A 23,699-nucleotide genomic window follows, 5' to 3' on the forward strand; every position below is an offset into this window, starting at 1 on the left:
TTATTTAGAGAACGAATAAAGAAAGCGGTCGGTTGCGCTACTAGCTTCAGTTAATCCAAGCGCCCACATACAGAATAACCTTCACAGCTCCACACTTATCTAATTATATTCTGCTATAAAATTACCACCGGCCCCATTCACTGTAAATGGGTATTTAGTAAGATATTACTATAAATAGTTTTTTTAGTATTTTATTTTAGAAAAGAAGATTGGTCGAAAAAGATGTGGAACGAAAAAAGACAATGTCCACTGAGCGTGGACATTGTCTTTTAGAATGTATTTGTATGGGGTCTGACCCCCTTTGTGAAACTCCCCACAATGTAGGCGATCAAGGATAGCAGGATCGGCAGCACTACCGTGTGCATGCCCCAAAGATTTGGATAGTTCAGATGAAGGAACATATAGGATCCTACCCCAACGATCAGAGAGGCAATCGCTCCATTCGCGTTTCCTCTTTTCCAATATAGCCCTAATACGATTGGCCATATGAAAGCAGCTTCTAGCCCTCCGAACGCGAATAGATTCAGCCAGATCAACAAGTCAGGCGGGTTGATCGCCATGGCGAATACGCTCAGTCCAACTACTGCTGTTATCCCGAAACTCAATTTTTTTACAAATTGCTCTTCGGCATCTGGTTTGATGTAATTGATGTACACGTCCTTAATAATTGCAGAACTCACGAGTAATAGCACCGAGTCAACCGTTGACATGACAGCAGCTAAAGGCGCTGCCAAAACGATACCCGCTAACCAGCCTGGCAATACTTCGAGTGCTAAAAGGGGCATTACTTTATCCGGTACTTCAATTCCCGGTAGCACCACTCTGCCGAACACACCAGCGAGATGCATGCCTAACATGATGAACCCTACAACGAACGTTCCGATGATCATCGCTCGATGCATCGCTTTTGCATTTCGATAGCTCATCGCTCTCACCGATATTTGCGGCAAGCCTACGACCCCAACACCGACCAATATCCAAAACGATGATACATAAAGAGGTGTTAGTGATAGATCAGAACCATAAGGCGTGATAAGGTTCGGGTTCTCCGCTCTTAATTCGCTCATGATGTTCTCTATGCCACCACCTGCGATAATCGTACCGGCCAATATGATGACGGTTCCGATCACCATAACAACACCTTGAATCGCATCTGTGATGACGACTGCTCGAAATCCTCCAGCAATTACATAGACGAGGACAGAAGCTGAAAAAATAAATAACGCTGTCGTATATGACACACCCGTAAACGATTCAATCAACCGGCCACCGCCTACCCATTGAGCGGCCATCGCAGAAAACAGGAAGACGACAATGCTTAATGCTGACAAAATAACGACCCACTTGCTTTCATACCGCGCTTTTAGAAAATCTATCAGTGTGACTGCGTTAATCTTTCGTGCAACAATCGCAAATTTTTTACCAAGTACAGCAAGTGTGAAGTATCCTGTCACAAGCTGTGCCATCGCAAGTAACACCCAACCAAGGCCTAATTGATAAGCTGCACCAGGTCCACCGATAAAACTCGAAGCACTTCCGTATGTCGCGACCATTGTCATCGCAAGAACAAATCCACCAAGTTCTCTGCCTGCTAAGAAGTAATCTTGTAAAAAGGAAGGTCCACTTTTAATGTGCCGTGATGTATAGATGCCTACTAAAAAAACTAAAATTAAAAAGATTGCTAAAGGAAGAATGACATCCCAGTTCATTGAGCATCTCCCTCCTCTTTATCGCTCGTCTCATCAAGTTCAAACGGGACCTCTTTAAAGAAAAACTTCACCATGATCCAAACTAAAATGGTAAAAACAACAAATCCCATAATACAGCTATAAAAAAACCAAGCCGGAAATCCAAATATGTATGTGTATTCTTTGATAGGGCGTCCGCCAAGGCCGTAAGCGAATGCATACCACCAGATAAAGTTCAAAATGGCGAGTACTGTACCCATGATGGCTTCTCTATTCGATACTCGGTACCGCCAGTCTGTTCCTTTTTTCATTTCTTAACCCCCTGAAGTTTCAATACCGTATAAGTCCACTCATTACTATGGCAAATTCATTTCTTATTGTCGAGTCCTTTTGACATTTATGAAATTTTCTATTTCTTCTCATGATATCCCTGTTTTTGTATGGTTAAAAGTAAAAACGAGCACCTTTAGAGGCACTCGTTAAAGTCATTTTTTATTGAAGAGGTGGTTGTGCTTGAGTGGATGGAGCATATGCGCCGAGCATGCTCGTCATATCTTGTTGGTTCAGTTGAGGAACTTGATAATAATGATTCTTATTCTGCCAGATCGACAATTCATATGCCATCTCGATCCAGTTTGGAATTCCATCTGCTAATACGCGTCTAAGCACAGGATTTGTAACTTCGAGTGTCGCCATTCCTCTTAAAGATGCGTTTGATTTTAAAGTTCCTAGTATTAGAGATGAAACGGATTGGTCGTTTAATTCTGTTACGCTTTGAATAGGTTTAACCGGCTGAGCAGGTTTCAGACCATATACAAAATCGTTATCTTGCGCCATCTTGTATGATTCTGTACGCATTGCTGGATCTTTCCCTGTCTGAAAAGCTTGAACACACGCATTGTATTCCTTTGTAATGTGCTGATAGTGTCGGTTGAGCATCGATTTGAGCTCTGGATCCTGAACATGTCCTTTACACAATGTATATAAGTTCAATGTTCCAACGATGCCGCTGAGCATTTCATGAACATCAAACATCTCATGTCCACCATGGTTTAATTGAGCAGGTACCTGTCCAGTCTGCATGTTTACATGGTTGAATTCTGGATTGTTGTTCCCCGATTGAGAATTCATGTTTTGTTGATTAGAATCTTGATTCATCATTTTTTACCTCCGATTTATAAAAAAATACGGGGTTATTTTATGTAGAAAGTAATACTCTATTCTCGTTTCCTTTAAAAATTTCCGAGGAAATATGATAAGAAGTTTGATGAAGAGACGGAGTTCGACATTTTTGTGCGGTATTATTCGCTAAAAAAGTTAACTTTCTTAAAAGAAAAGTTTCGAACCGATTGCATTTCAAAACGGCTATAGAGGTTTTGCTTGAAAACAACGAGGGAAATAAATTTTTTGGGGTCAGTCCCCATTTCCCAGATTCACTTGCAAGAAGTATAATTAAGGTACGATTGAAAGGAGGTGAAAAACATTCCTAGATCCCCACGTATTTGGTATCCTGATGCTGTTTATCATGTGACTACTCGCGGAAATCGCAGGGAACCTCTTTTTTATTCCCACTTGGATTTCCACCGCTATTTAAAGATTCTAAGTCACTGTGTTAAGAAGCACGATGTCGAGCTCTTCTCGTATTGCCTCATGACAAACCACACTCACTTACAAATTTTGTGCAGCAAGTCCCCACCTGGAGATTTCATGAAAGAATTAAATGAAACGTATGCTATGTTTTTTAATAAGAAATATGAGCTGACTGGTCATGTGTTTCAAGGTCGCTATGGAGCAGAATTGATTGAAGATCGCTCACATTTGTTAGACACTAGCCGCTACATTCACTTGAATCCCGTTTCTGCCGACCTGGTCATGTACCCCTTAGAATATCAATGGAGCAGTTACCGCTATTATGTAACCCCATCGGTGTGCCCTTTCGTACACACCTCAACCCTTCTAGAACAGTTTAACCATTCGAAATCTCAATACCGAGATTATGTTGAAAGCAAGATTACCCCTGTAGTAGAGCTTTAGACCCTTTTAATCAGATGTAAAATTACACTCTTTCCTTTTTCAAAAAGTCTGTCGTATCAAAGAAAAAGCCGTTTTTGTCTTTTTGGAAAAGACAAAAAGACAAAAACGGCATTCATGTATTTGTTTGGGGTCAGACCCCTAGAACGTAAACCGCTGGACGTGGGTACGCATCTGTTCCGCGTACTGCTCGAGCTGATCGGCTAGATGGTTCAACTGCTCCATCGACGCTGATTGCTGTTCTGCTGATGCTGAAACCTCTTCTGTTCCAGCCGCTGTTTCTTGTGTGATCGCTAAGATATGTGACGCATTTTCAAGCAATACATCTTTTTGCTTCGTCATCTCATCCACCGACTGAATCACATCTTTTAATGCTTCAGCATTCCCTTTAACGGCACTAGAAATTGCGGTAAAGCTCCGCTCTGTCTCTTCAACCGCTTCGCTTTGTGAAAGAATGAGAGCTGCAGCTTCTTGAACTTGTCCGACAGTGTTTTCCGTTACTTGCTGCATATCCGTGATCAATGCGCTGATATCTTTTAAGGAAAGCTCAGTCTGCTCTGCAAGTTTTCTTACTTCATCCGCAACGACGGCAAAGCCTCTTCCAGATTCTCCTGCTCTAGCCGCCTCGATTGCCGCGTTTAACGCTAGTAAATTCGTTTGGTTGGCTATATCGCTTATCGTTAGAACGATCTGTTGAACACTGCCAGATGTTTCATCAAGTTTTTTAATTGATGAAATCATCTCTTTCGTCATTTCTGTTGTCATCAGTGACTTCTCTTTTAACAAGCTCACCTTTTTTACACCGGTCAATGATTCTTCATTCATTTGCTGTGTCGCTTTTTCTATTCTTTCTCCATGCGCATGAACGGTACCGATACGCTCAGCCAGCACGTTAGCAGCTTTCGCATTCTCATCCATCAACTCTGCTTGATGAGAAGAGCCCGCTGCGATCTGCTGCATCGTCGTTGACACTTCTTGAGCGGATGCTGAATTTTCCTCTGCACTCGCAACGACCGTTTGAGACGCGTCCGTTACATGATCGGTAATCTGAGCCATCTCTCTGATCAATGTTCGCATCTGGTTAGACATATCATCAAAGCTTGCAGCCAGTTCACCGATCTCATCTTTTCTTTGTATAGAAACGCTCGCCTGTAGATTTCCATTTCTAATCTCATGCATAGCATTCTTCAGTTGGTTCACCGGTACTGTAATTCTTCTTGAAACGAAAACCGAAATAATCGCCGCCACTAAAAGAGTGACGATTAAAGCGATTCCGATCGGTAAAAGAATCACATAAGCCTTTTCCTCAAACTCACTAAGCGCGACAGTTCCGGCTAGTTTCCAACCGGTTGTATCATTTTTCGTATAGCTGACCACTCTATCTTCACCATTGATTTTTGTAGTTAACGTACCTTCTTTTTTAGTAATATCTTTATAAAAAGATTCCTTTGTAGCGCTTTTCCCCAGTTTTTTTGCATCTGGATGAACCATATAATTCCCCGAGTTATCGATGAGAAGAGCATAACCGGTGTCCCCGATTTTCACGTTTTGCATCAGCGTTAAGATATCATTTACTGCGATATCAATCGCTGTTACTCCCACGATTTTCCCGCTGTACTCAACGGCTTTTACAGCTTTTACAACCGGACGATCTGTCGCTTCATCAATGAAAGGATCTGTCCAGAACACTTTAGTAGGATCCTTTGTTGCCTGTTGATACCACGGCGTTAACGTCAAATCCTCAACCAGTGATGCAGGAATCGGATACATGACTACTTCCTTATCATCTGAAATAAAATAGCTGTTCATGATCGCTTCATTTGCTAGATGATAGTCTTCAAACTTAGAGATGATATAGTCTGGGCTATCTCCTTTTGCATGAAGCTTAATCGTAGCGGAATCTGCATATGCCGATACAAAATTTGCGTTATCTCTCAAAAAACCGTTAAGCGTCTCATCTAGATCATGCATACGCTCAGATGTATTCTCTGATGAATTTTCAACGGTAGTTTTCTTACTGAACAGATAACTAACTCCGCTCACCACGACCCCTGTCATAATAATGAGCAATAAAAAAGGCACAAGAATTTGCCTCTGTAGACTTTTTTTTATCATTTCTTCCTCCTGCAGTTACTTTTTACTAGGCAGCAAAAAGTATATCGACAGAAAGCTACAAAGTTTTACAGAATTAGAGCAAAACTTGTCTACCTGAGTAGTACAAAACACGCAAAAGTGTAATTGTAGGGGGTCTGTCCCCCTATATGTGTAAAAAATTAATAGACTTGACACAAAATATGGTATATAATATTTACAAGATTTACCGATATTAATGGTGCAGAAGTGGTTATTATATTAGAGGGGGAATGGACCATGAGCCGAAGCAATACTCTTGTCTTAACTACAGAGATAGACGCCATTCGCACGACCATGTATGAGGTAAGTAAAAAGGTTAATAGTCTTGCAGATCCGCTTCTTGTTCAGTTGAGCCAGATACTAGACGAAAAGTTAAACAAACTAGATCAAATTAAAAATTGCGCTTAAACACATAAAACTATCTTTTAAAGCTCGACCGGGGTTCATACGTTTCGTAGAATCACCGGTTTTTTATTTTGCCGCCGATTCTACCCTCTCGTCCTTCTATCAGAACAAACCTGACACCTCTAACTTCCTTCCAGACTTTTAAACAAACACTATGAAAAAGTCTCACCCGTCATGATGCTCATAAAATCTCTGAAAAAATAAATATAATCAAAATCAAACGCGATTCGGTGTTTTTTTTCTTCATTTGTAAACTGTGCATAAGGCCGAACATCAGCAATACTCTGCCCTCTCGCCGTATCGCCATCCTGAAGCACAATATGTATCGGAAGCGTCTTATACGTGAACATATCTTCTCTTATGCATGCCATCAACGTAATCGCATCGTGAACAGGACTTCCTAGAATTTCTGGGTTTCTACTTTTGTAAAAATCGTAATAAAAATCTAGCATTGGTTTTAAGATTGGAACCTTGCCTTTGTAGTCGATATAGTTCACCATTTCGGGAGTGACAATAGCTCGATCCGTCACATTCAACGGGATGATTGTTACGTTTTCTGCGTACGTTAGAACGATTCTGACCGCGATTGGATCTCCATAAAAGTTCGCCTCAGACACTGCCGTTACATTACCTGGCACCCAGAACGCTCCGCCCATAATATAGTACGCTTTAACTTTTTTCATAAGTGATTGAAACAAGATAAACATCGTAGCAAGGGACGTTAGCCGGCCAGCATTAACGATAATCAGATCATCTTGATACTGTTCGATCACGTTCACGATCTCAAAGAAGTTTTCGATGAACCCTTCAGATACACCCGGCTCGATCGGACCTAATCCGTAAACACCGTGCACATCTGGATAAAAGGTAGGCTGTTCCCCCGTCATCGGAACTTCTGCTCCACCGATTACCTTTACATCAGGCGGAAAGTTAAATATTTTAGCAATATATTTTACATTCTCTACCGTTTGTTCCCTTGCTACGTTTCCGTAATCTGCAACAACGGCCACAATATCGATTTCGTCGGTTAGGAATGCATAAGCTAAGGCAATCGTATCGTCGATTCCAGCGTCACCAAAGAACAGAACTTTTTGTCCCATCGTACAGTTCCCCTTTTTAGGCATTTCTTCTATCCTATTAGTTGACCTAGAGACTTATGAAGTTTGGTGGTGGAAACTATTGCAGAAACCTATTTCGGAGGTTAGGTGTCGGAAGCATACAACTCTCTTTTTGCCCAAACCAACGGTAACGATTATTGGCGACCCCTTTATAAAAAGCATTGCGAATCTGCGGTGGAACGACCTTTAGATATTGGCCGAGGCTGTATGGAAATTTTAGAAACAGAGAGGTTGCCGCTACCGCATCTGATTCTTTATAGATCTTATCTTCTTTAATTAAGATAACGGAATTTGTTTGTGCGGGGTCTATGTTATACTTCGCGAGCAATTCTTGCCCGGCTTGTGACTGTATAGCTGAGAACTTTAACTCGGAATTTTTTTCGTGTTTTAGGATAAATTGCACGCTTCCATTACAAAGATTACAAACTCCATCAAAAAGAAGTACAGCACCCTTTACATCATCAACATTCTCCACATCCAAACCTCCCTTTTCAGGACAAACATACTTTCCTCTAGTTTACTATTAATTTTCATGAAAACGCATCTTTCTGCCTTTTAAACCGTAGTATAATCATAGGACAACTTCAGAAAGGTGATACATCATGAAAAATAAAGAAATCAAACAGCAAGCTCGTCTTCAGCTCAAAGGACAATGGGGCACTGCGGCGTTATTCACGTTGTTGTTCTCGAGCATCTATTACCTCATCCCACTGATCATTGAAGTGAATTTGAGTGGTGGTTGGAGCGCTTGGTTGAACAAGCCTAGCGACGAAATGGACGGACCGGCAGCCAGCACGTTCATCATTACACTCGTTTTATTGCCATTATATATTGGATATTTGTGGACTTTTTTATCAGTCATTCGAAAAGGTGAAAAAATTAATGTTTCAAGCCTGTTTCAAGCATTTTCTGAGATCAGCACGTATGTAAAAATACTCGGCGCCTACTTAGTGATGATGGTGTACTTGATTCTGTGGTCTCTACTTCTTTTAATTCCCGGAATCATTAAAGCGTTCGCGTATTCGCAAACGTACTTTGTTCTAAGAGATTATCCTGGTATCGGCATCAACGCTGCGATCAAGAAAAGCCGCAAGCTGATGAACGGTTACAAGTGGAAATTTTTCGTTTTACAGCTAAGCTTTCTAGGCTGGGGCATTCTTTGTATTTTATCACTTGGTATTGGTTTCTTTTGGCTCGCTCCATACATGAGCGCCTCGTATGCTGCGTTTTACAACGATCGCGTGAACGAACAGCAAGATCATCTTTAATATTTTAAACCTCGGAGCCATAGAGCTTCGAGGTTTTTTACTCTTTCATGAAAAAATCTTCCCCCACATACTTTATAATGAATGGCTTTAAAGGGGGATTCCGTATGGGGATTATTGAGGTACTTTTAGCTCGAGCAAACACGGCGACGGTAACAAAATCAGGAAACGACAGTACGGCCTCGATCGGCGGGAATCCTTTTCAAACGATTAACGGAGCAATCTCTGCCATTCTAGCTTCAAATGCACAAGGAATCACGATCTTGGTATATCCAGGTACATACGATGAGGTCGTTACATTGCCAGACGGAAACTCGCTAAAAGGGATTAGTGCTTCGACTGTCCTTATTTCAAAAGACGTATCTTCCAACACAACGCTACTTACGATGGGTAACAATACGACTGTAGAGGATGTTACCCTGACATTAACTTCTTCAGCTCATCTCGATTTAACGGGAATCGCTTTTCCGGGTACGACCGCACAATCTGCTAGTGCAAAGAGTGTAACGGTTCAAGTCGATAACGCGGCAGCTGGTACTGGCGGCACTTCAAACGTGTATGGGGTTCATTCATTCGGAACAGGAAATCCGACTATTGGAACAAGCAATCTTAATAACTTGAGTGTAACGGTTCAATCTGCAGGGCTTGGAAACAAAAGAGGCATACTCGTGGACTCTAATCCACAAACGTTTAACTGTCAAAATTCTGTAATTCAAAGTGTTAATGGTGGCGTGGCAGGTTCTTATATCGCTGCTGAAGTAAGCCGAACGGGAGCTTCACTCAATCTGATCGGATGTACGCTTGAGGGAGGAACGGCCGATATCTCTCAAAGTGGTGGAACTTTAACAATTGGAAGTACACAATTGATCAATTCAACAGCGAACAGCCTTGGTTTCTCAACTTTTGGGCAGCCTTCTATCTTCTTTTGGGCTCAACCGGGTGTAATCGGTCTCGGTACTAGCTTTTACCGTCCGGGGACAGCGTCTCTCACAGGTACAGAGGTTATCATACGGATCAGCCAAAGGTGTATCGTAAAAACGTTAAACATTCGCTCACTCGTCAGCCCTGGCATAGGTACCACAGTAAATTGGACGGTCCGTAAGAATGGAGCGGACACGGGACTGACTGCTTCTATGAACGGTTTACAAAATTCCGCTATCAATGACGACGTTTCGTTGACCTATGAGGCTGGGGACACCTTGTCTTTAAAGGTTTCTACTGCACTTATTAGTACGATCGCAGATACGGTTGTCCAAGTTGAAATTGTTTAGCTGTTAGGAGATGGTCATGATTCTTATGAACTGAAGGATGAGCGGAACGCCCCGATTGGGAACAGGACCCGCTGATTGAAGAAGCGTGAGACTGCCTTCTTTCACTTCATAAAAAGAGGACGGCTGCAGCATGCCGTTTACAAATAAATTAATATACGAGACGGTCGTTGGATTTAAAATATCTGTGCTTCTATACTCGGGATATCGATCGTCATTTGTATATATTCTTTTGATACCATCTGAAAGAGTCGTATATTGAAACGTCTCTACACGTAGTAGCGTTGGTGATGGTGGCACGGGTGGAAATGGCGGGAACGAGATGGGTGCCGGACACGAGAAATAATAATAGTCGTCAGCTTCACAAGATCGACAGTCGCAGCAGGTACAACAGGACGATGACGAACGGCAAGACTCGTTTTGGAAAAGAGTTCTTTTTGATTGATGTTGTGAACAGCAGCGGTCAAACAAGGTTTTTCTTTTACCACACATATGATTTGGTTTTTGGAACAACGTAAACTCCCCCTATCACAGCTAGCTCTAGTACCTTGCACCCAGCACCGCTGCTGGTCCACTATGAATGTTCTTAATTAAGTAGTCACAAACTCTATGATTACAGGCGTCTGACCGGCAAGTGTATCACCGTTAGGAATGGTGATCTCAGCTGTCGTTACGGTTGATGTATCATCTGTCTGAATCATGCCATTAATGTATAGGTTATAGTACGAATATGTCGTAGGGAAGGCTGTAGCTGGTGCACCTGTGTCGTCTGTAAAAGCAGTAGCTGCGATTTCAAATGTCGCACCCGTTCCAGTACCACTTGCGATGGTCGAAGCAAATCTGCTCGCGTTCACATTGATATACGGTTTAATAATTGGCATAGATGTATTCCCCATTTCATTCAGATTTTAGACTTCCCAACTACAGTTGGTGCTGCCTAACAACACCACTATTCTATGCCAATGTACCTAGAATTGACCCAAAAAGTTCTCCCCTGAAATGTCCATCTTAAATGGACATTTCAGGGGAGTTTGTATTTGTTTGGGGTCAGACCCCATTTCCCAAAATATTTCCCAACACTAGGACATATCTATCAATATAGGGCAGTCAGACAAGACATCTAAGGGGTGGCATGATGGATCAACTTACTTTAATCGTCGTCGGGGTCATTGGGTTTCTCGTATTTATGGGGATTGTGGGTCATACACAAACCGCCTATCACTTTCGCAAATGGAACAAAGAGCTTCAGCAGCTCGAGACAAATAAAGAACAGCAGCCGTACTCGCATTGGCTGCAACGGGTTACAGCCGATTATAAACAGTTTCATCTAGCAGGAGTACCGCAGCTCAACACGCAGGCACTGATTGAAAAACATCTATACAATGAACGCATTCCGCTTCTTGGCGTCTTGAGGGTACCGGTCGGCAATATTCAAAAGCTGCTCAACCAGCTTCCGTCTTTCACGATCATTCTCGGCGTGCTTGGAACGTTCGTCGGACTCACGCTCTCTCTTTTATCTATGCAAGATACGCTCATGACGCTCGGCACGCAGCCTGCTGATTCAAATCTTACGCTGAATTCGATCATCTCCTCCCTCACCGCACCGTTCGAAGGGATGAGTGTTGCTTTTTATACGAGTATTGCTGGAATTGGAGCCGCACTTCTGCTCAATTCAATTCAGTCAGGCTTCTTCTCGCAAGGAACATCACTTTCTTATATGCAGAACAAACTTTTAGCCGATTGTGAAGTGTACCTGGATCACAATATCAACAGTGACCTGATCAATGACAAGCCACAAGATTCGGTTGAACGCCTCCTCGATCGCCTAGCGTCAAGGGTCGAGTCGTCGTTTGACAAAACGCTCGGCGAGTTCGCGTCGCAAATGGTCAATTTTACAGCAGGTCTTCAAAAAGCGATGGAAGACGTGAACGGCATTTTTGAAGCACAGCGCGAACACGCTGAACGGTTCGGGGCATCTGCTACACAGCTCGATCAGTTCGGACAACGGTTTAACGAGACGACAAAAGAACTCGGAACCATTCAAAAAACAGTCGACACAAGCATCAACGCACTCGCCAAGAACATCTCCTCGTTCGAGCAGCAGCTAAAAACGAGCAACGACCGCCACACACAAGGTCAGCAAAAGTTTGAACAACTCATCCAACGCTCTGATAAAATGCTGCAAGAAGCTCAGCGTCGGTCTGAAGAGCATGCGCAATCCATGCTTCGCGGCATGCAGGAACAGCTGCAACACTACCAAAATCAGCATGACGCACTCGAGAACCGCCTCGCACAAAAGCAAGACGAATGGCATTACCGCTATGCCGAAAAACAAGGCGAATACGGCCGTGCGGCAGCTGACTTTGCTTCAAGCGTCGGTCAGCTCGAAAAAGGATTCTACGCTGCGGTGGAGCATATCAAGCGTGATTTTACCGACCAAGTTAGAAACATCATGGACAGTCAGAGCAGACAGCTCGCTTCTGCCTTAAACAACTCACAAAATCAAAACAGCCGCGATGATGATATGCGCGAGCTCGCTCGAACGCTCGAAAACCTGCACCACGGCTTAACGCGAAGCATCACCGACAACAATCGCACACTCTCTGACATGTATCACCTCATGCAGCGCATCTACCAAGCTGCGATGAACCAATCATCCAATCAAGTGATCTATGAAACACGCAGTCCTCGCGCACCCGAATACGTCGAAGATGAACGCATGCCAGAAGTCTCGCCGCAAAATTTTAGGAGACGGTGATCAGTATGAAGGCGCGAAAATCTTACTACAACGACGACAGCCAAGAAACGCAAGAAATCTTCTGGCCAAGTTTTACCGATATGATGAGTATGATGGTGCTCGTCATGATTTTTATCGCGATCCTCGCTTATGTGCAGAGCATCTATAACGCGTATGATCAGGCTCAGATTAAACGCGAACTTGGTCAGGTGGCAGAGGTGAAGAAGCATATTTCTGACCTCATTCAAAAACAACTTGAAGAAAACGTTGGAAAAGATAAAATCATCCGTGGACCGAACAACACGATCTCTGTAGAAGGAAATATTCTTTTTGATACCGGAAGTGCCGATATTTCGGAAAAAGGAAAGCAAGTACTGAATCCGCTCGCTGACGCTCTCGCCGCAATCATCGAGGAAAAAGACATGAGTCAGTATCTGTACATCATTCTGATCGAAGGCCATACGGATTCCGTTCCGTACGACAACTGGTCGCTCTCCACTCAGCGTGCGGTCGCAGTCGTGGACTATTTAGGAAAAGCGAACCCGAAGCTTGCTAAAAAAGAGTACGCCCAATATCTGGCGGCAACAGGGTACAGCGAATATAAGCCGATTGCAAAAGGTAACACAACTGAAGCGCTGCAAAAAAACCGCCGCATCTCGTTTCAGATCATTTTGGACGACGACAAGTGGCAGAGCAAGCTGAAGGAAATTGTGGAGCAATAGCAAAATCAGCACAAAAAAAAACGAGCGGAACACTTCGCTCGTTTTCTTCTGCTATTAAGCTTCTTTTTTACGCAACTGACGCCTGAAATATAAAAAGACCGGAAGTGGAATGAGTATAAACCCAGAACTTTTTACAATCTTATTTATCTCATTCCTTCTCTCTTGCAACTTCTCGTTTTCAATCATCATCTCATAGTCTTTCCGCATCTCTTCATCCGTTTTCTTATTAGGCAACGGTTTTCCGTTTTCATCATATACAGTCTCCGCTAAACCCAGTTTGTATTCTGCAAAACTAGCTTGATATGTATCCGGGCTCACAATATCGGCCACGCTCATAAATATGCTAATACTTCCTCCTATCGTTAGCGAAAGCGTCGTAAACAACACCAAATATATGTACAAATGCCTAAACATCTTCTCTTCCCCCTTCTCATCATAAGCAGTTTTTGACTTCACTGCTGCAATCGCCACTCCGACAAATAACAATAATACGATTACTTCAAAGTACACTAAGTAATCTAGATCAAAATTAAACATATCTTCACCTAGCTTTCTACTAATAAATTTCTATGTTAAAAGAGCTATCTTTCTTTCAATCTTCTATTATTTGCTATTGCTACATAATTCTCCTTTGATTCTTAATAAGAACTTATAATAAAAATGGAAATATTTTTATAAAAAGTAAAACTATTTATCTTTCCTTTACGAATATATGAGCAAGACAACCTTTTTAGTCTGGAAGTGAAGACAAAATCATGATGAAGCAGAAAAGATGGATCAGCCTTATTCAAAAAAGAGGCGATCAACATGCAGCGAACGAGCTGATCTCTCATTACTATCAATCTATTTATGCATATGTTTATAAACAAACGTTGAACAAAGAACTATCACTCGATCTAACACAAGACATTTTTATAAGCATGCTTCTCTCTATTCAACAGTTTGATGAGAAAAAAGCATCTTTTAAAACGTGGCTGTACCGAATCGCAACCTACAAGCTCGTTGATTATTTCAGATCTAAAAACTATACATATGATCGTTCCACAGACTCAATGGATGGTGTTGAAATTGCCACACCTTCAGATTTCACGCTCGAGTTGGAATGGAGAGAAGACATTAAAAAGGCGGCACAACTCATAAACAACTTCTCTATTATTGATCAACAGGTTCTACGGCTTAAATTGTTCGGCGAGCAAACGTTTATCGAAATCGCCAGTTCTCTAGATATGCCTGAGTCATCTATTAAAACAAAGTATTATGCTGCAATAAAGAAAATAAAACATCGAATGGAGGCTGAATAAATGGAGAAGGAAAAGTTTCACATCGAGTATCCAACGGATTTTGAAAGAAAAAACCAGATTTCATCTATTGTATCTGCCGGTCTAACAAAACCCAAATCGTTTCTATCTTATCTTCTTGAAATGTATCAACAGCTTGGCTTTCGCTATTTATTTCGAGATGCTACTGAAATTCTGTTTACGACCTGTTTAGCGCTAGCTGTAATGCTATACGGCATATTTTCACTGAAATCATCTTTAGACATGCAAGATTTATATTCTTTCATCTTTACGCTGTCTCCTATTTTTTTCTTTGCTCTATCCTCTCTATTTTTAGTACGTGCTTTAATGAAAGACACTTTTTCAGTAGAGATGACCTGTAAGTACCATGTGTTTCAGCTAGCCGCTTTTCGTATGTTAATTTTCAGTCTGCTAACGATGCTCATAAATATCGCATTGATTATCGTTCTATCGTTCTTGTTTCAATCGATTCAAATCCTGGATGCACTGCTGTTATCATGCAGCTCATTAAGCCTATTTTCAGTCCTTTACCTGTACGCCTTACGCCATGCAAAAGGGCCGTTCCCAACTTATTTCATGATGGCAAGCTGGCTGTTAGTGAATGTTCTGCCGGCCACCTTAAATCAGAACATGTACAGCATGTTTTTAAGTCATGTACCTACATATGTATACGGAATCGTACTCATCATCAGCATCGTGCTCTATGTAAAAACATTAAAAAAACTAATCTCATTTCGAGGTGCAGAAGGAGTTCAATAAATGTTAATCGTTGAAGACGTTACAAAAAATTTCGGGCAGTTCAATGCACTAAAAAATATAAACCTTGAGTTTCATAACGGTGTGTATGGATTATTGGCGCCGAACGGAGCGGGCAAGACAACACTGATTAAGATGCTCACGACACTGTTGTTCCCAACGAGTGGAAGCATTCGTTATGACGGAGAAGATATTATTAAGATGGATGAAAGATACCGCGAGATGATCGGTTACCTTCCTCAGGAGTTTGGCTATTACAAAAATTATTCGCCTACCTCTTACCTCCTTTACCTTGCAGCGTTAAAAGGAATACACCGAAAAACGGCGATAGCTCGAGTTGAAGAACTGCTTAAAACCGTAGCACTGGATCATGTGGCCAACAAAAAGATGAAGAAGTTTTCCGGAGGGATGATTCAGCGTGTTGGAATCGCTCAGGCCATGTTGAATGACCCGAAAATTCTTATTCTAGATGAGCCTACAGCTGGTTTAGATCCAAAAGAAAGAGTTCGTTTTCGTAATCTACTTACGAACCTGGCTCGCGATCGCATTGTCATTTTATCCACACATATCGTGTCAGATGTAGAATCGATCGCAAACGAGATCATCATGATTAAAAATCAAGAAGTGTTATACAAAGATACCGTTTCTAACATCTGCGGTAACATTCAAGGCCTCGTTTATGAGACTAAAGTTGCTTATGATGAAACGGAGCGGTTTCGTTCTACTTACCTTACCTTGTCTGAAAAACAAGAAAACGGAAGCATGTACATGCGTTTTTTAACAGAAGATACAGCTAAAGCAGAATGGAAACAGGTTCATCCAAACTTAGAAGATGTCTTTTTGTATATCTATCAAGATGGAGTACTATCTGATGATCAAACAGCTTGAATTTAAAAAAATCATCTCGTCACCTATTATTCTAGGATTGTTCGTACTCTTTCTTTTGTTTAACTGCTTTCTCATCTATCAGCAATCATCCATTCGAAATGATATGAGGTCACTTCAGCCAATTGTACAAGAAACGGGAACGTTAATGGATAAAGAGGGACGTGAAAAGCTGCAAACCTCTTATGAAGAAGATTTAAATTCTTGGAATCAGCTCTCACAAAGCAAAACTGGAGACACCTATCAAAACGCAGCGGACTTTTATAAACCAGAAATCTACTATAGTTTGATTGAATCAAACATTTATTCAGAAAAAGAATTGCAAGACATCAACAATCTAGCCATAAAAGAAACGTATCAAAACTCTATCAAGGATATTGAAACGAAGTACAGCACTTTAAACGTCATGGAAAATGCAGAAGAAGGCATCCGCCTTTTCGGCTTGGAAGGTGCTGCAGCTGAAAAAGTTCGTGAGCAATACACGGTATTAAAACCACGTGTAGAGGAGCTTATCCAAAATAAAGAACACCTTCATCTATTCTTTCATGGAAAAATGTTTGGAACACATTCTTTTCTTTTTAAAACGTTATTTGGATTCGTCATTTTTCAAGCTATGATTCTAATCGTTTTATTTACGGCATTTATCGTTAATTATGAGTTCGAACAAAAAACTTTTTTAGTCGCCTATTCAACAAAGCGTGGTAGAAAATTGGTGTGGGACAAGCTATTTGTTTCGCTATTTACTTCCATCCTTATGACTGTTGTTCTTCTATCTTCAACATTGCTTGGTTATTTTATTGTGTTTGACTACTCTGGTCTTTGGACCGTCCCCATCAGTACAGGGTTTTTAATAGAAATGAATGAAATTCCGTTTATTAGCTGGTGGAATCTCACATTTTTAGAATATTTACTTTTGACCTGTGTTCTAGTAGTTGTGTGCCAAATTCTTTTTGTTTTGCTTACATTTTGCACTTCGATGTGGATTAGGAATAGTTATATCGTATTTGTTATTTTCGGAGTGATTTTTTCAGCAGGGTTACTCTTACCAAGCATCATACCAAAAAACAGCACAATGCTTCTTTACACTCACTTTACACCTTTCACCTTAGCCATGAATGTTAAAAAATGGTGGATGGAAAGTGGTGTTTTCAAAGCGTTTAAGTATTATGAAATCATTACCGTTTCTGGATGGCTCGTTGCTTTACTTCTCACAGCCTGGTTCTTTATTAACCGTTTTTCCCGAGAAAATTTATAGATAGGACGCGAACATATGAGAATAGTAGTTAATGAAATAAGAAAGCTGTTTTCGGTAAAAATAATCTGCCTGTTACTATTAGTCAGCTTTTTTGTGTACCAGCAGTTTATTATGTTTGAATTTAAGCATTTTCCTAACGGCAGACCACTACTAGATGATTTCCGCGCTACGCAAAAAATGCTAGTTGATTATGGTGAATCTATGGATAGTGAGGAGTTTAAAGATTTTAAAGAGATTAAAGAACAACGAATAGCAGAAGCGACAGAATATCTTAAGTCACAGAAAGAAATGGTCGCTGCAGGCATTGATACGTATGAGGAATTTAGCAACATGGATCAAGAAAACGAAAAACTAGCTGCCCTGCACAGCAAAATCTTTTTTGAAGACTCTGTAGATATTTTTTGGGAGATTCAGGCACGTGATGGAATCATTGACAGATATGAGCATCCTGAACGTTTTAATGAGCATGAACTAACTCCAAAACAAAATGCACGCATGGATGAATTGGTTGAAAATGGATCAACAAAGGCGATATTTACGTTTATGGTATTTGAAAACTACAATGTTTTAATGAAATATGTAGCCATTCTTATCTTTCTAAATATCATGATTATCCTGATGCCACTATACATTCGGGACAAGCGAAATCACGTACAACTTCTGCAGTATACATCAAAAACAGGACGCAGCCTTTTTTCACATAAGCTCCTTTCTGGCTTAACTGCATCCTTAATCATTATTACCGCCCAGCTCGCTTTTTTCTTTTTCATGTATAGAGGTAATGACACTAGTATGTTCTTTCCGTTATCCATAAACTCTATCTTTAACATCTTTGTTTCATGGTATGACCTAACCTTTTTTCAATATATCGTTCTTACTGTTATTTGTGTCTATCTGTTAGGAATAGCGTTAGTATTGGTCGGAGCTTGGATATCGAGCATCGCTCCCAATTATATGACGAGTGTAGGTCTGCATGTTCCTCTAGCATTCTTGCTATTTGGTACAGGAACCACGTATCTCGTACAAAACCTAACAAGTATCTATTTAAATCCTTACCTCGTACCTATTTCATTTGTTACGATTCTCATTCTTACCTCGGTACTTTTTATTTGGCGTTATCGAAAAGAAAAAGTTAATAATATCCTATAAAAAGAAGCAGCATCTTTTTATTTCAGCAGATGCTGCTTTTGTATAGAAGTTAATTCATTACTGCTCTCAATCTCTTATTCTGCCTATTCAAAAACAGCCATACCCCACCAAATGCGATAAATAATGCAGCAAACAGAATCGGAATTTGATAGAAACTCCAGATGCTTGGTCCGTAGTTGGTATACTGAAGATGCTTTTCAACCGTTTTTTCATAGGAAGTCTTGTATTCGTACTGAACGACCCAATTGTCATTCGCCATGATTACCGTTCCTTTATCATAGTCACTCGGCACGATTTTGTCAGTATCCTCTATTACTTTATCGTTTCCAATGACAATGGTGGCATTCGTATAGTCGATTGGAAAATAAGTATCAGGTCCTTCCTTCACAGCTTGGTTATTTTTGTCTTGCAACCAGCTCTCAACGTCCTTAGCAGAGAACACAGCAACCAGATTTAACTTGTCATCATACTTGTTAAAGACATCTAGCAGATCGTATTTTTCCTTGTCTCCTACTTCATTTGATGCATCTAATACGTCAAACACATCGTTCATGATGATTTCCTTTTCCTCTTCCACTACTTGAAGCTGATCTAGTTCTTCTTTATAAGAATTTGCTTTTGAATAAGACGTGATGAAGAAGATCGCGCTTAGAACGAGAAAAATGACTGAAAGCGTTAGGATATAGTTCGTAAACTTTTTCTGAACCGTAAAGAATTCAGAAAGTCCTTTGACCATTTGATTCCTACCGCCAAAGTTGTTAATCGCAATACGGATCGCTTCTTCTTCCGTTTTTCCTTCTGCTTTTAAATCTTCAACGGCTTCAATGAGGTGTGAACGCATCTCTCTTTTTAACTCTTCCACTTCGTTTCTAGATCCTACAACATCTTTGTAGATGGATTGTATGTATTTATCGATCTGTTTCAAAACTATTCTCCCCCTTCAATGAATTGATCAATGATTCGTTTTACAAACTGCCATTCTCTTCGCTTTTGCTCAAATCCATCCTTCCCTTGCTCCGTCAATCTATAATACTTTCGCCTTCCTCCTGGCCCGTGCTCGTCTCCCCAGTAGGATTCAATCCATTCGTTCTTTTCTAATCGTTTTAGTGATAAATAAAGCGTTCCTTCTTTTAACTCAAACTGATCATCACTTTTTTCTCGAACAAGCTTTGCCAGCTCATAACCGTACATATCTCTTTTAACCAATAACGATAAAATCAACGTGTCAATGTGGCCTTTAAGAACCTCTTTGTTAACTTCCATTTATAACCACCTCCAAATTCAATATAAAATATAATACCTAATAATGCAAGGTATTATTAAAACAAATATATTAGAACTCTTTTCCCCATGAAAAAAGCACCGGCCACTTAGCCGATACTTCCTACACTACTTCTTTATTTTTTCTTAACAGGCACCCAAATCTCACTTCTAAATGTAGGTGACGTCGTATCTTTATCCGCGTTCCAAAGAATCTCTGGTCCTTCTGTTTGTTCATACGACGATGATGGAAACCATTCTGAATAGATGCGTCCCCACACGTTTTGCAAAGTTTCTGGAAAAGGGCCGACCGCTTCAAATACTGCCCAAGTGGATGCTTCCACCTTTAGTTGTGACATATTCTCGGGACATTCGTTGATAGTGGCTGCCCCAATATAATGATCAAGCTCACTGTTTTCAGTTGCCCTCTCCGAAAAGTTCGTTGAAGCGCTGATTATGCCACTTGGCTCTATATTTGATAAACTCTTCAGCTGCTGGATCATCTCTGGTGTGAGGCTTTGCCACATCCCGGCGATCTCAGGATTTACCCCTTCAAAAATAAGCGGAACTCTTTTCTTGAGACCCACAATAGAAAAGGCCTCTTTTTCAACAATACGATAGTTCATCTCACTTCCTCCTTTTACCGATAATTGAAAGGACATGCGCGGAAAGGCTTTGAGTGAATGACCACTTTTACGAGCTTCTGAAGGTGTAATACCATGCATCTGCTGAAAAGCTTTTGTAAAAGAATCTGGTGAAGAGTATCCGTATTTCACTGCCACATCAATTACTTTTATGTCGCTGTTCTGCAATTCAAATGCTGCAAGAGTTAGCCTTCTGCGGCGAACGTATTCTGAAAGTGGAACTCCTGCCAAAAAGGAAAACATTCGTTTAAAATGATACTCTGAACAATACGCTCGTTTCGCTACTTCCGCAAAGTCGATCTCATATTGTAGATGATCCTCCATATATTGCAACGCGTCGTTCATACTCTTTAGCGAATCCATTACTAACGCCTCCTTTCAAAATAAGAATAACAAGGGGAAGAAGATGACATCCGACAATCTCTGTATATAGTTTAACGGATTTGAAGTTTTTATCGCACAAAAAAACAACCGCTGCTACGGGCAACGGCTGTTCCAAATTACTATTTAAAAAGGGGGGGTAGTACTACTATTCCCAGCTCACATATTTTTATTCATCATTTTGCAAGTTTCATAGATTTTTTTTGCACAACTTCTGTCTTTCCATAATAACTGTGTAAAAACATGCCCAGCATGATAATGAGAACGCCCATCATAGAAAGGAACGTTGGACTTGCAATCGATAACAGCCACATCTCGCCTGCTAATACAAAAATGATTTCAGCCGATTGCGTGGCTTCTACACCTGCAAGTTTCACAGGGTTGTTCGCACAAAGATCCGTCGCTTGGAAAAAGAGTACGGTTGCGATAACCCCTGATGAAATGGCCACTAAAAACGTCTGCCACAACTGATCGTTCGTTGGAGGTCCACTCTCCACCCATCCAATTCCTGCGAGGACAACCCACCACGGAAGTGAAGCGATCGTCATACCGAATGCTCGCTGAAAAGCATCGAGACGTTTGTTCGTTACAACCATCATTTTTCGATTGCCAAGTGGATAAGCGATTGCCGCAATCAGAACTGGCAGCACAACGTTCAACCAAGCGGAGCCGTTCACACCACTCGCTTCCTGCACTTGAACGAGTGCGACACCTCCTAGTATGATCATCGAAAAACCTAATCCTTTAAAGGGAATCTTTTGGCGTATTGCTCCATGCCCTTTGTCCCCTTCATAAAAAAAGGGCACGAGAAGAGAGCCTGCAACGATTGTAATCTGCCACGTCGCGGCGACTAACCACGCCTCTCCAAAACCTGCTGCGTATGTAATCGGTGCATAAAAGAGCACAAATCCTACCGAACTCCATAAAAACCATGTACCAAATCGTGCTCTAAGTTCCTGAAAAACAGGACGCACGTTGCCACGCATCCAAACGATGATCCACAATAACGGAACCATGTAAAAAAAGCGAAGGGCTGCACTCCAATGCCAGCTTCCGCCTGATAAGTCCATGGAACGATTCAAAATGAACGTGACGCCAAATAAAAAGGCTGCCGCAATCCCAAGCCATATCGGTCTCATGTTAAGTCCTCCGTTTCCCTTTAAAAAGTATTCATCTGTCTTGTCCAACATGCTTATCTTTTTTTATTATCTTACCATATGGTTGTACGAATTTGGGAAGACTCTCCATAAATGTATGAATTGCTTTAAAACTGTTAGTTACACAGAGCGAGAAAGTATGAGAAATGGTATACTGGTACAAATAATAATTCTATATTCAAAAGGAGGACAACAATTATGGTTGGAGTTCTAATTTTGGTAGGAAGTATTGCAGCTTGTGTAGCTGTTGGATTTGGAAGAAAAGTTTGGAAGCAGTAACATTTAAAAGCTTCCAGTCAACGCCATCAAATAAAGCTAAGAAACACGTATGACTATTATATTGAGATACAAGTTTTAAAGCACTGTGAGAAATCACAGTGCTTTTTCTAATAAAGTCTTAAGTCGCTTCCCCTTAAGCCAAAAACACGGCTCCATACCCGAGTGATCCAATAATGACGAACACCGGGGACACTTTCACTTTCTCCATCAATAAAAAACTGGCAGCAGCTAAAAACAGTGTATGCATCCAACCGACACTGATATAAGATTCAGCAAAGAACTGATACGCCATGATGCCAAGAAGCACAGCGATTGTAGGTTTTACATATGTGCTCATGTTCTTTACTCTCGGTGAGTCTTTAAATTTATAAACAAGACCTAAAAACGCGACCATCAATAAAAGAGAAGGTGCAACGGTTGCGAACACACCAACAAACGCCCCAAACCAGCCCCCTTCTTGGTATCCGATATAGCCTGCCATCTTCGTCGCGATCGGACCAGGAAGCGCATTACCTAGCGCCAGTACTTCGGTAAATTCATTAACAGAAAGCCATTCATAGCGGTCAACGACTTCGTTTTCAATTAAAGGAATGGACGCCGGTCCACCGCCATATCCTAAAATTCCGGGTAAGAAAAAGGCGAGAAAGATATGCCAAAAAGTCATCCTGTCTCCTCTCCTTCCCGCACGCTTGCTTTCTTTTTATCCGTTCCCTTCAATGGTCCAAAAAGAGCGTATGCCAATAATGCACCAATGATGATTCCAGGGTGGACACCTAGAAATTGAAGAAGGATAACACCAGCGAAAATGTGAAAAAGGCTTAGTTTTAAACCTAACCCTTTTTTGGAGCTATCAAAGAATTGCCACGTTAGTACAGCGAGCATCACAGCGACAACGGGAATGACTCCTTTTGTCATGCCTTGCACCCATGGCTGATCTTTAAATTCTCGGAGTGAGGTTAAGAGCAGAATCATGAGGATAATGGTTGGCAGAATCGTTGCTAATAGCGAAACGAAGAGACCCGTAATGCCTGCCACTCGGTATCCGATATATCCGGCCATTTTTGTCGCGATCGGCCCAGGCAGTGTGTTTCCTAGCGCCAACACATCTCCAAATTCTTCGTCGTTCATCCATTTGTATTTTCCGACCACTTCCTTATGAACTAAAGGGATGGAAGAAGGACCTCCCCCATACCCCAGCATGCCTGACCGAAAGAAGGCAAGAAACAAGTTGAGATACGTCATGTGATCAGTCCTTTATTCTTAGTTGA

Annotated in this window: 26 protein-coding genes and 1 riboswitch; of the genes, 11 read left to right on the forward strand and 15 right to left on the reverse strand. The window is 41.2% G+C overall.

The window, feature by feature from the left end:
- Positions 1–17 precede the first annotated feature (17 nt).
- Positions 18–100, reverse strand: a riboswitch (cyclic di-GMP riboswitch).
- Positions 101–269: 169 nt separating this feature from the next.
- The 3 genes from panF to I5J82_RS15490 form a co-directional block, all read right to left on the reverse strand.
- Positions 270–1,709 carry a sodium/pantothenate symporter gene (gene panF / locus I5J82_RS15480; RefSeq protein WP_198768605.1) on the reverse strand — a complete coding sequence of 480 codons (1,440 nt, stop codon included), beginning with the start codon at positions 1,707–1,709 and terminating at the stop codon, positions 270–272.
- Positions 1,706–1,999, reverse strand: a complete 294-nt coding sequence (locus I5J82_RS15485; RefSeq protein ID WP_144697201.1) for a YhdT family protein — start codon at positions 1,997–1,999, stop codon at positions 1,706–1,708. Before I5J82_RS15485 ends, panF begins: the two co-directional genes overlap by 4 nt.
- Before the next feature lie 181 nt (positions 2,000–2,180).
- On the reverse strand, positions 2,181–2,819 hold the full coding sequence (locus tag I5J82_RS15490; RefSeq protein ID WP_198769042.1) for a spore coat protein: 639 nt from the start codon (positions 2,817–2,819) through the stop codon (positions 2,181–2,183).
- A gap of 396 nt (positions 2,820–3,215) precedes the next feature.
- Here I5J82_RS15490 and I5J82_RS15495 point away from each other — a divergent pair, with 396 nt between their 5' ends.
- Positions 3,216–3,722 carry a transposase gene (locus I5J82_RS15495; protein WP_198768606.1) on the forward strand — a complete coding sequence of 169 codons (507 nt, stop codon included), beginning with the start codon at positions 3,216–3,218 and terminating at the stop codon, positions 3,720–3,722.
- Between the two features lie 138 nt (positions 3,723–3,860).
- Here the strand turns inward: I5J82_RS15495 and I5J82_RS15500 are convergent, their stop codons facing one another.
- A complete protein-coding gene (locus I5J82_RS15500; RefSeq protein WP_198768607.1) occupies positions 3,861–5,834 on the reverse strand; it encodes a methyl-accepting chemotaxis protein in 1,974 nt (657 codons plus the stop codon).
- 255 nt (positions 5,835–6,089) lie between these two features.
- Between I5J82_RS15500 and I5J82_RS15505 the strand changes: the two genes are divergently transcribed.
- Positions 6,090–6,260 carry an aspartyl-phosphate phosphatase Spo0E family protein gene (locus I5J82_RS15505; RefSeq protein ID WP_198768608.1) on the forward strand — a complete coding sequence of 57 codons (171 nt, stop codon included), beginning with the start codon at positions 6,090–6,092 and terminating at the stop codon, positions 6,258–6,260.
- 149 nt (positions 6,261–6,409) lie between these two features.
- Here I5J82_RS15505 and I5J82_RS15510 read toward each other — a convergent pair whose 3' ends face one another.
- Together I5J82_RS15510 and I5J82_RS15515 are read right to left on the reverse strand one after the other, a co-directional pair.
- Positions 6,410–7,357, reverse strand: a complete 948-nt coding sequence (locus tag I5J82_RS15510) for a nucleoside hydrolase (protein WP_198768609.1) — start codon at positions 7,355–7,357, stop codon at positions 6,410–6,412.
- Positions 7,358–7,433: 76 nt separating this feature from the next.
- Positions 7,434–7,850 carry a thiol-disulfide oxidoreductase DCC family protein gene (locus I5J82_RS15515; RefSeq protein WP_198768610.1) on the reverse strand — a complete coding sequence of 139 codons (417 nt, stop codon included), beginning with the start codon at positions 7,848–7,850 and terminating at the stop codon, positions 7,434–7,436.
- A gap of 127 nt (positions 7,851–7,977) precedes the next feature.
- On the opposite strand from I5J82_RS15515, the gene I5J82_RS15520 reads away from it, so the two are divergent.
- Both I5J82_RS15520 and I5J82_RS15525 read left to right on the forward strand, forming a co-directional pair.
- Positions 7,978–8,643, forward strand: coding sequence for a DUF975 family protein (locus I5J82_RS15520; RefSeq protein ID WP_198768611.1), 666 nt, complete (start codon positions 7,978–7,980; stop codon positions 8,641–8,643).
- A 104-nt stretch (positions 8,644–8,747) separates the two neighbouring features.
- Positions 8,748–9,911, forward strand: a complete 1,164-nt coding sequence (locus I5J82_RS15525) for a hypothetical protein (protein WP_198768612.1) — start codon at positions 8,748–8,750, stop codon at positions 9,909–9,911.
- 3 nt (positions 9,912–9,914) lie between these two features.
- Here the strand turns inward: I5J82_RS15525 and I5J82_RS15530 are convergent, their stop codons facing one another.
- On the reverse strand, positions 9,915–10,421 hold the full coding sequence (locus I5J82_RS15530) for a DUF4183 domain-containing protein (protein WP_198768613.1): 507 nt from the start codon (positions 10,419–10,421) through the stop codon (positions 9,915–9,917).
- A 77-nt stretch (positions 10,422–10,498) separates the two neighbouring features.
- Positions 10,499–10,789 carry a DUF4183 domain-containing protein gene (locus I5J82_RS15535; protein ID WP_198768614.1) on the reverse strand — a complete coding sequence of 97 codons (291 nt, stop codon included), beginning with the start codon at positions 10,787–10,789 and terminating at the stop codon, positions 10,499–10,501.
- 254 nt (positions 10,790–11,043) lie between these two features.
- On the opposite strand from I5J82_RS15535, the gene I5J82_RS15540 reads away from it, so the two are divergent.
- Positions 11,044–12,666, forward strand: a complete 1,623-nt coding sequence (locus I5J82_RS15540; RefSeq protein WP_198768615.1) for a hypothetical protein — start codon at positions 11,044–11,046, stop codon at positions 12,664–12,666.
- Positions 12,667–12,671: 5 nt separating this feature from the next.
- Positions 12,672–13,367, forward strand: coding sequence for an OmpA/MotB family protein (locus I5J82_RS15545; RefSeq protein ID WP_198768616.1), 696 nt, complete (start codon positions 12,672–12,674; stop codon positions 13,365–13,367).
- 54 nt (positions 13,368–13,421) lie between these two features.
- Here the strand turns inward: I5J82_RS15545 and I5J82_RS15550 are convergent, their stop codons facing one another.
- Positions 13,422–13,904, reverse strand: coding sequence for a hypothetical protein (locus I5J82_RS15550; RefSeq protein WP_198768617.1), 483 nt, complete (start codon positions 13,902–13,904; stop codon positions 13,422–13,424).
- Between the two features lie 218 nt (positions 13,905–14,122).
- On the opposite strand from I5J82_RS15550, the gene I5J82_RS15555 reads away from it, so the two are divergent.
- From I5J82_RS15555 to I5J82_RS15575, 5 genes are read left to right on the forward strand one after another with little or no spacing between them, the layout of a single operon-like run.
- Positions 14,123–14,668: an RNA polymerase sigma factor gene (locus I5J82_RS15555; protein ID WP_198768618.1), complete on the forward strand. Its 546-nt coding sequence runs from the start codon at positions 14,123–14,125 to the stop codon at positions 14,666–14,668.
- Positions 14,669–15,424: a hypothetical protein gene (locus tag I5J82_RS15560; RefSeq protein ID WP_198768619.1), complete on the forward strand. Its 756-nt coding sequence runs from the start codon at positions 14,669–14,671 to the stop codon at positions 15,422–15,424.
- Positions 15,425–16,309 carry an ABC transporter ATP-binding protein gene (locus I5J82_RS15565; protein WP_198768620.1) on the forward strand — a complete coding sequence of 295 codons (885 nt, stop codon included), beginning with the start codon at positions 15,425–15,427 and terminating at the stop codon, positions 16,307–16,309. It begins immediately after the preceding gene.
- Complete coding sequence (locus I5J82_RS15570) at positions 16,293–17,561, forward strand: ABC transporter permease subunit (protein ID WP_198768621.1); 1,269 nt, start codon at positions 16,293–16,295, stop codon at positions 17,559–17,561. Before I5J82_RS15565 ends, I5J82_RS15570 begins: the two co-directional genes overlap by 17 nt.
- Before the next feature lie 15 nt (positions 17,562–17,576).
- A complete protein-coding gene (locus tag I5J82_RS15575) occupies positions 17,577–18,710 on the forward strand; it encodes a hypothetical protein (RefSeq protein WP_198768622.1) in 1,134 nt (377 codons plus the stop codon).
- A gap of 49 nt (positions 18,711–18,759) precedes the next feature.
- Here I5J82_RS15575 and I5J82_RS15580 read toward each other — a convergent pair whose 3' ends face one another.
- The 6 genes from I5J82_RS15580 to I5J82_RS15605 all read right to left on the reverse strand — a co-directional run bounded on the left by I5J82_RS15580 (position 18,760) and on the right by I5J82_RS15605 (position 23,673).
- The gene (locus tag I5J82_RS15580; RefSeq protein WP_198768623.1) at positions 18,760–19,635 is read right to left on the reverse strand and encodes a permease prefix domain 1-containing protein; all 876 of its coding nucleotides are present in this window, start codon (positions 19,633–19,635) and stop codon (positions 18,760–18,762) included.
- 2 nt (positions 19,636–19,637) lie between these two features.
- Complete coding sequence (locus tag I5J82_RS15585; protein WP_198768624.1) at positions 19,638–19,973, reverse strand: PadR family transcriptional regulator; 336 nt, start codon at positions 19,971–19,973, stop codon at positions 19,638–19,640.
- Positions 19,974–20,107: 134 nt separating this feature from the next.
- A complete protein-coding gene (locus tag I5J82_RS15590; RefSeq protein ID WP_198768625.1) occupies positions 20,108–20,977 on the reverse strand; it encodes an AraC family transcriptional regulator in 870 nt (289 codons plus the stop codon).
- 194 nt (positions 20,978–21,171) lie between these two features.
- Positions 21,172–22,134, reverse strand: coding sequence for a DMT family transporter (locus tag I5J82_RS15595; RefSeq protein WP_198768626.1), 963 nt, complete (start codon positions 22,132–22,134; stop codon positions 21,172–21,174).
- Positions 22,135–22,564: 430 nt separating this feature from the next.
- Positions 22,565–23,095 carry a chromate transporter gene (locus I5J82_RS15600; protein ID WP_198768627.1) on the reverse strand — a complete coding sequence of 177 codons (531 nt, stop codon included), beginning with the start codon at positions 23,093–23,095 and terminating at the stop codon, positions 22,565–22,567.
- Positions 23,092–23,673: a chromate transporter gene (locus I5J82_RS15605; protein WP_144697081.1), complete on the reverse strand. Its 582-nt coding sequence runs from the start codon at positions 23,671–23,673 to the stop codon at positions 23,092–23,094. Before I5J82_RS15605 ends, I5J82_RS15600 begins: the two co-directional genes overlap by 4 nt.
- Between the last annotated feature and the right edge of the window lie 26 nt (positions 23,674–23,699).

Origin of the sequence: Fictibacillus halophilus, assembly GCF_016401385.1 — a bacterium.
GTDB lineage: Bacteria > Bacillota > Bacilli > Bacillales > Fictibacillaceae > Fictibacillus > Fictibacillus halophilus.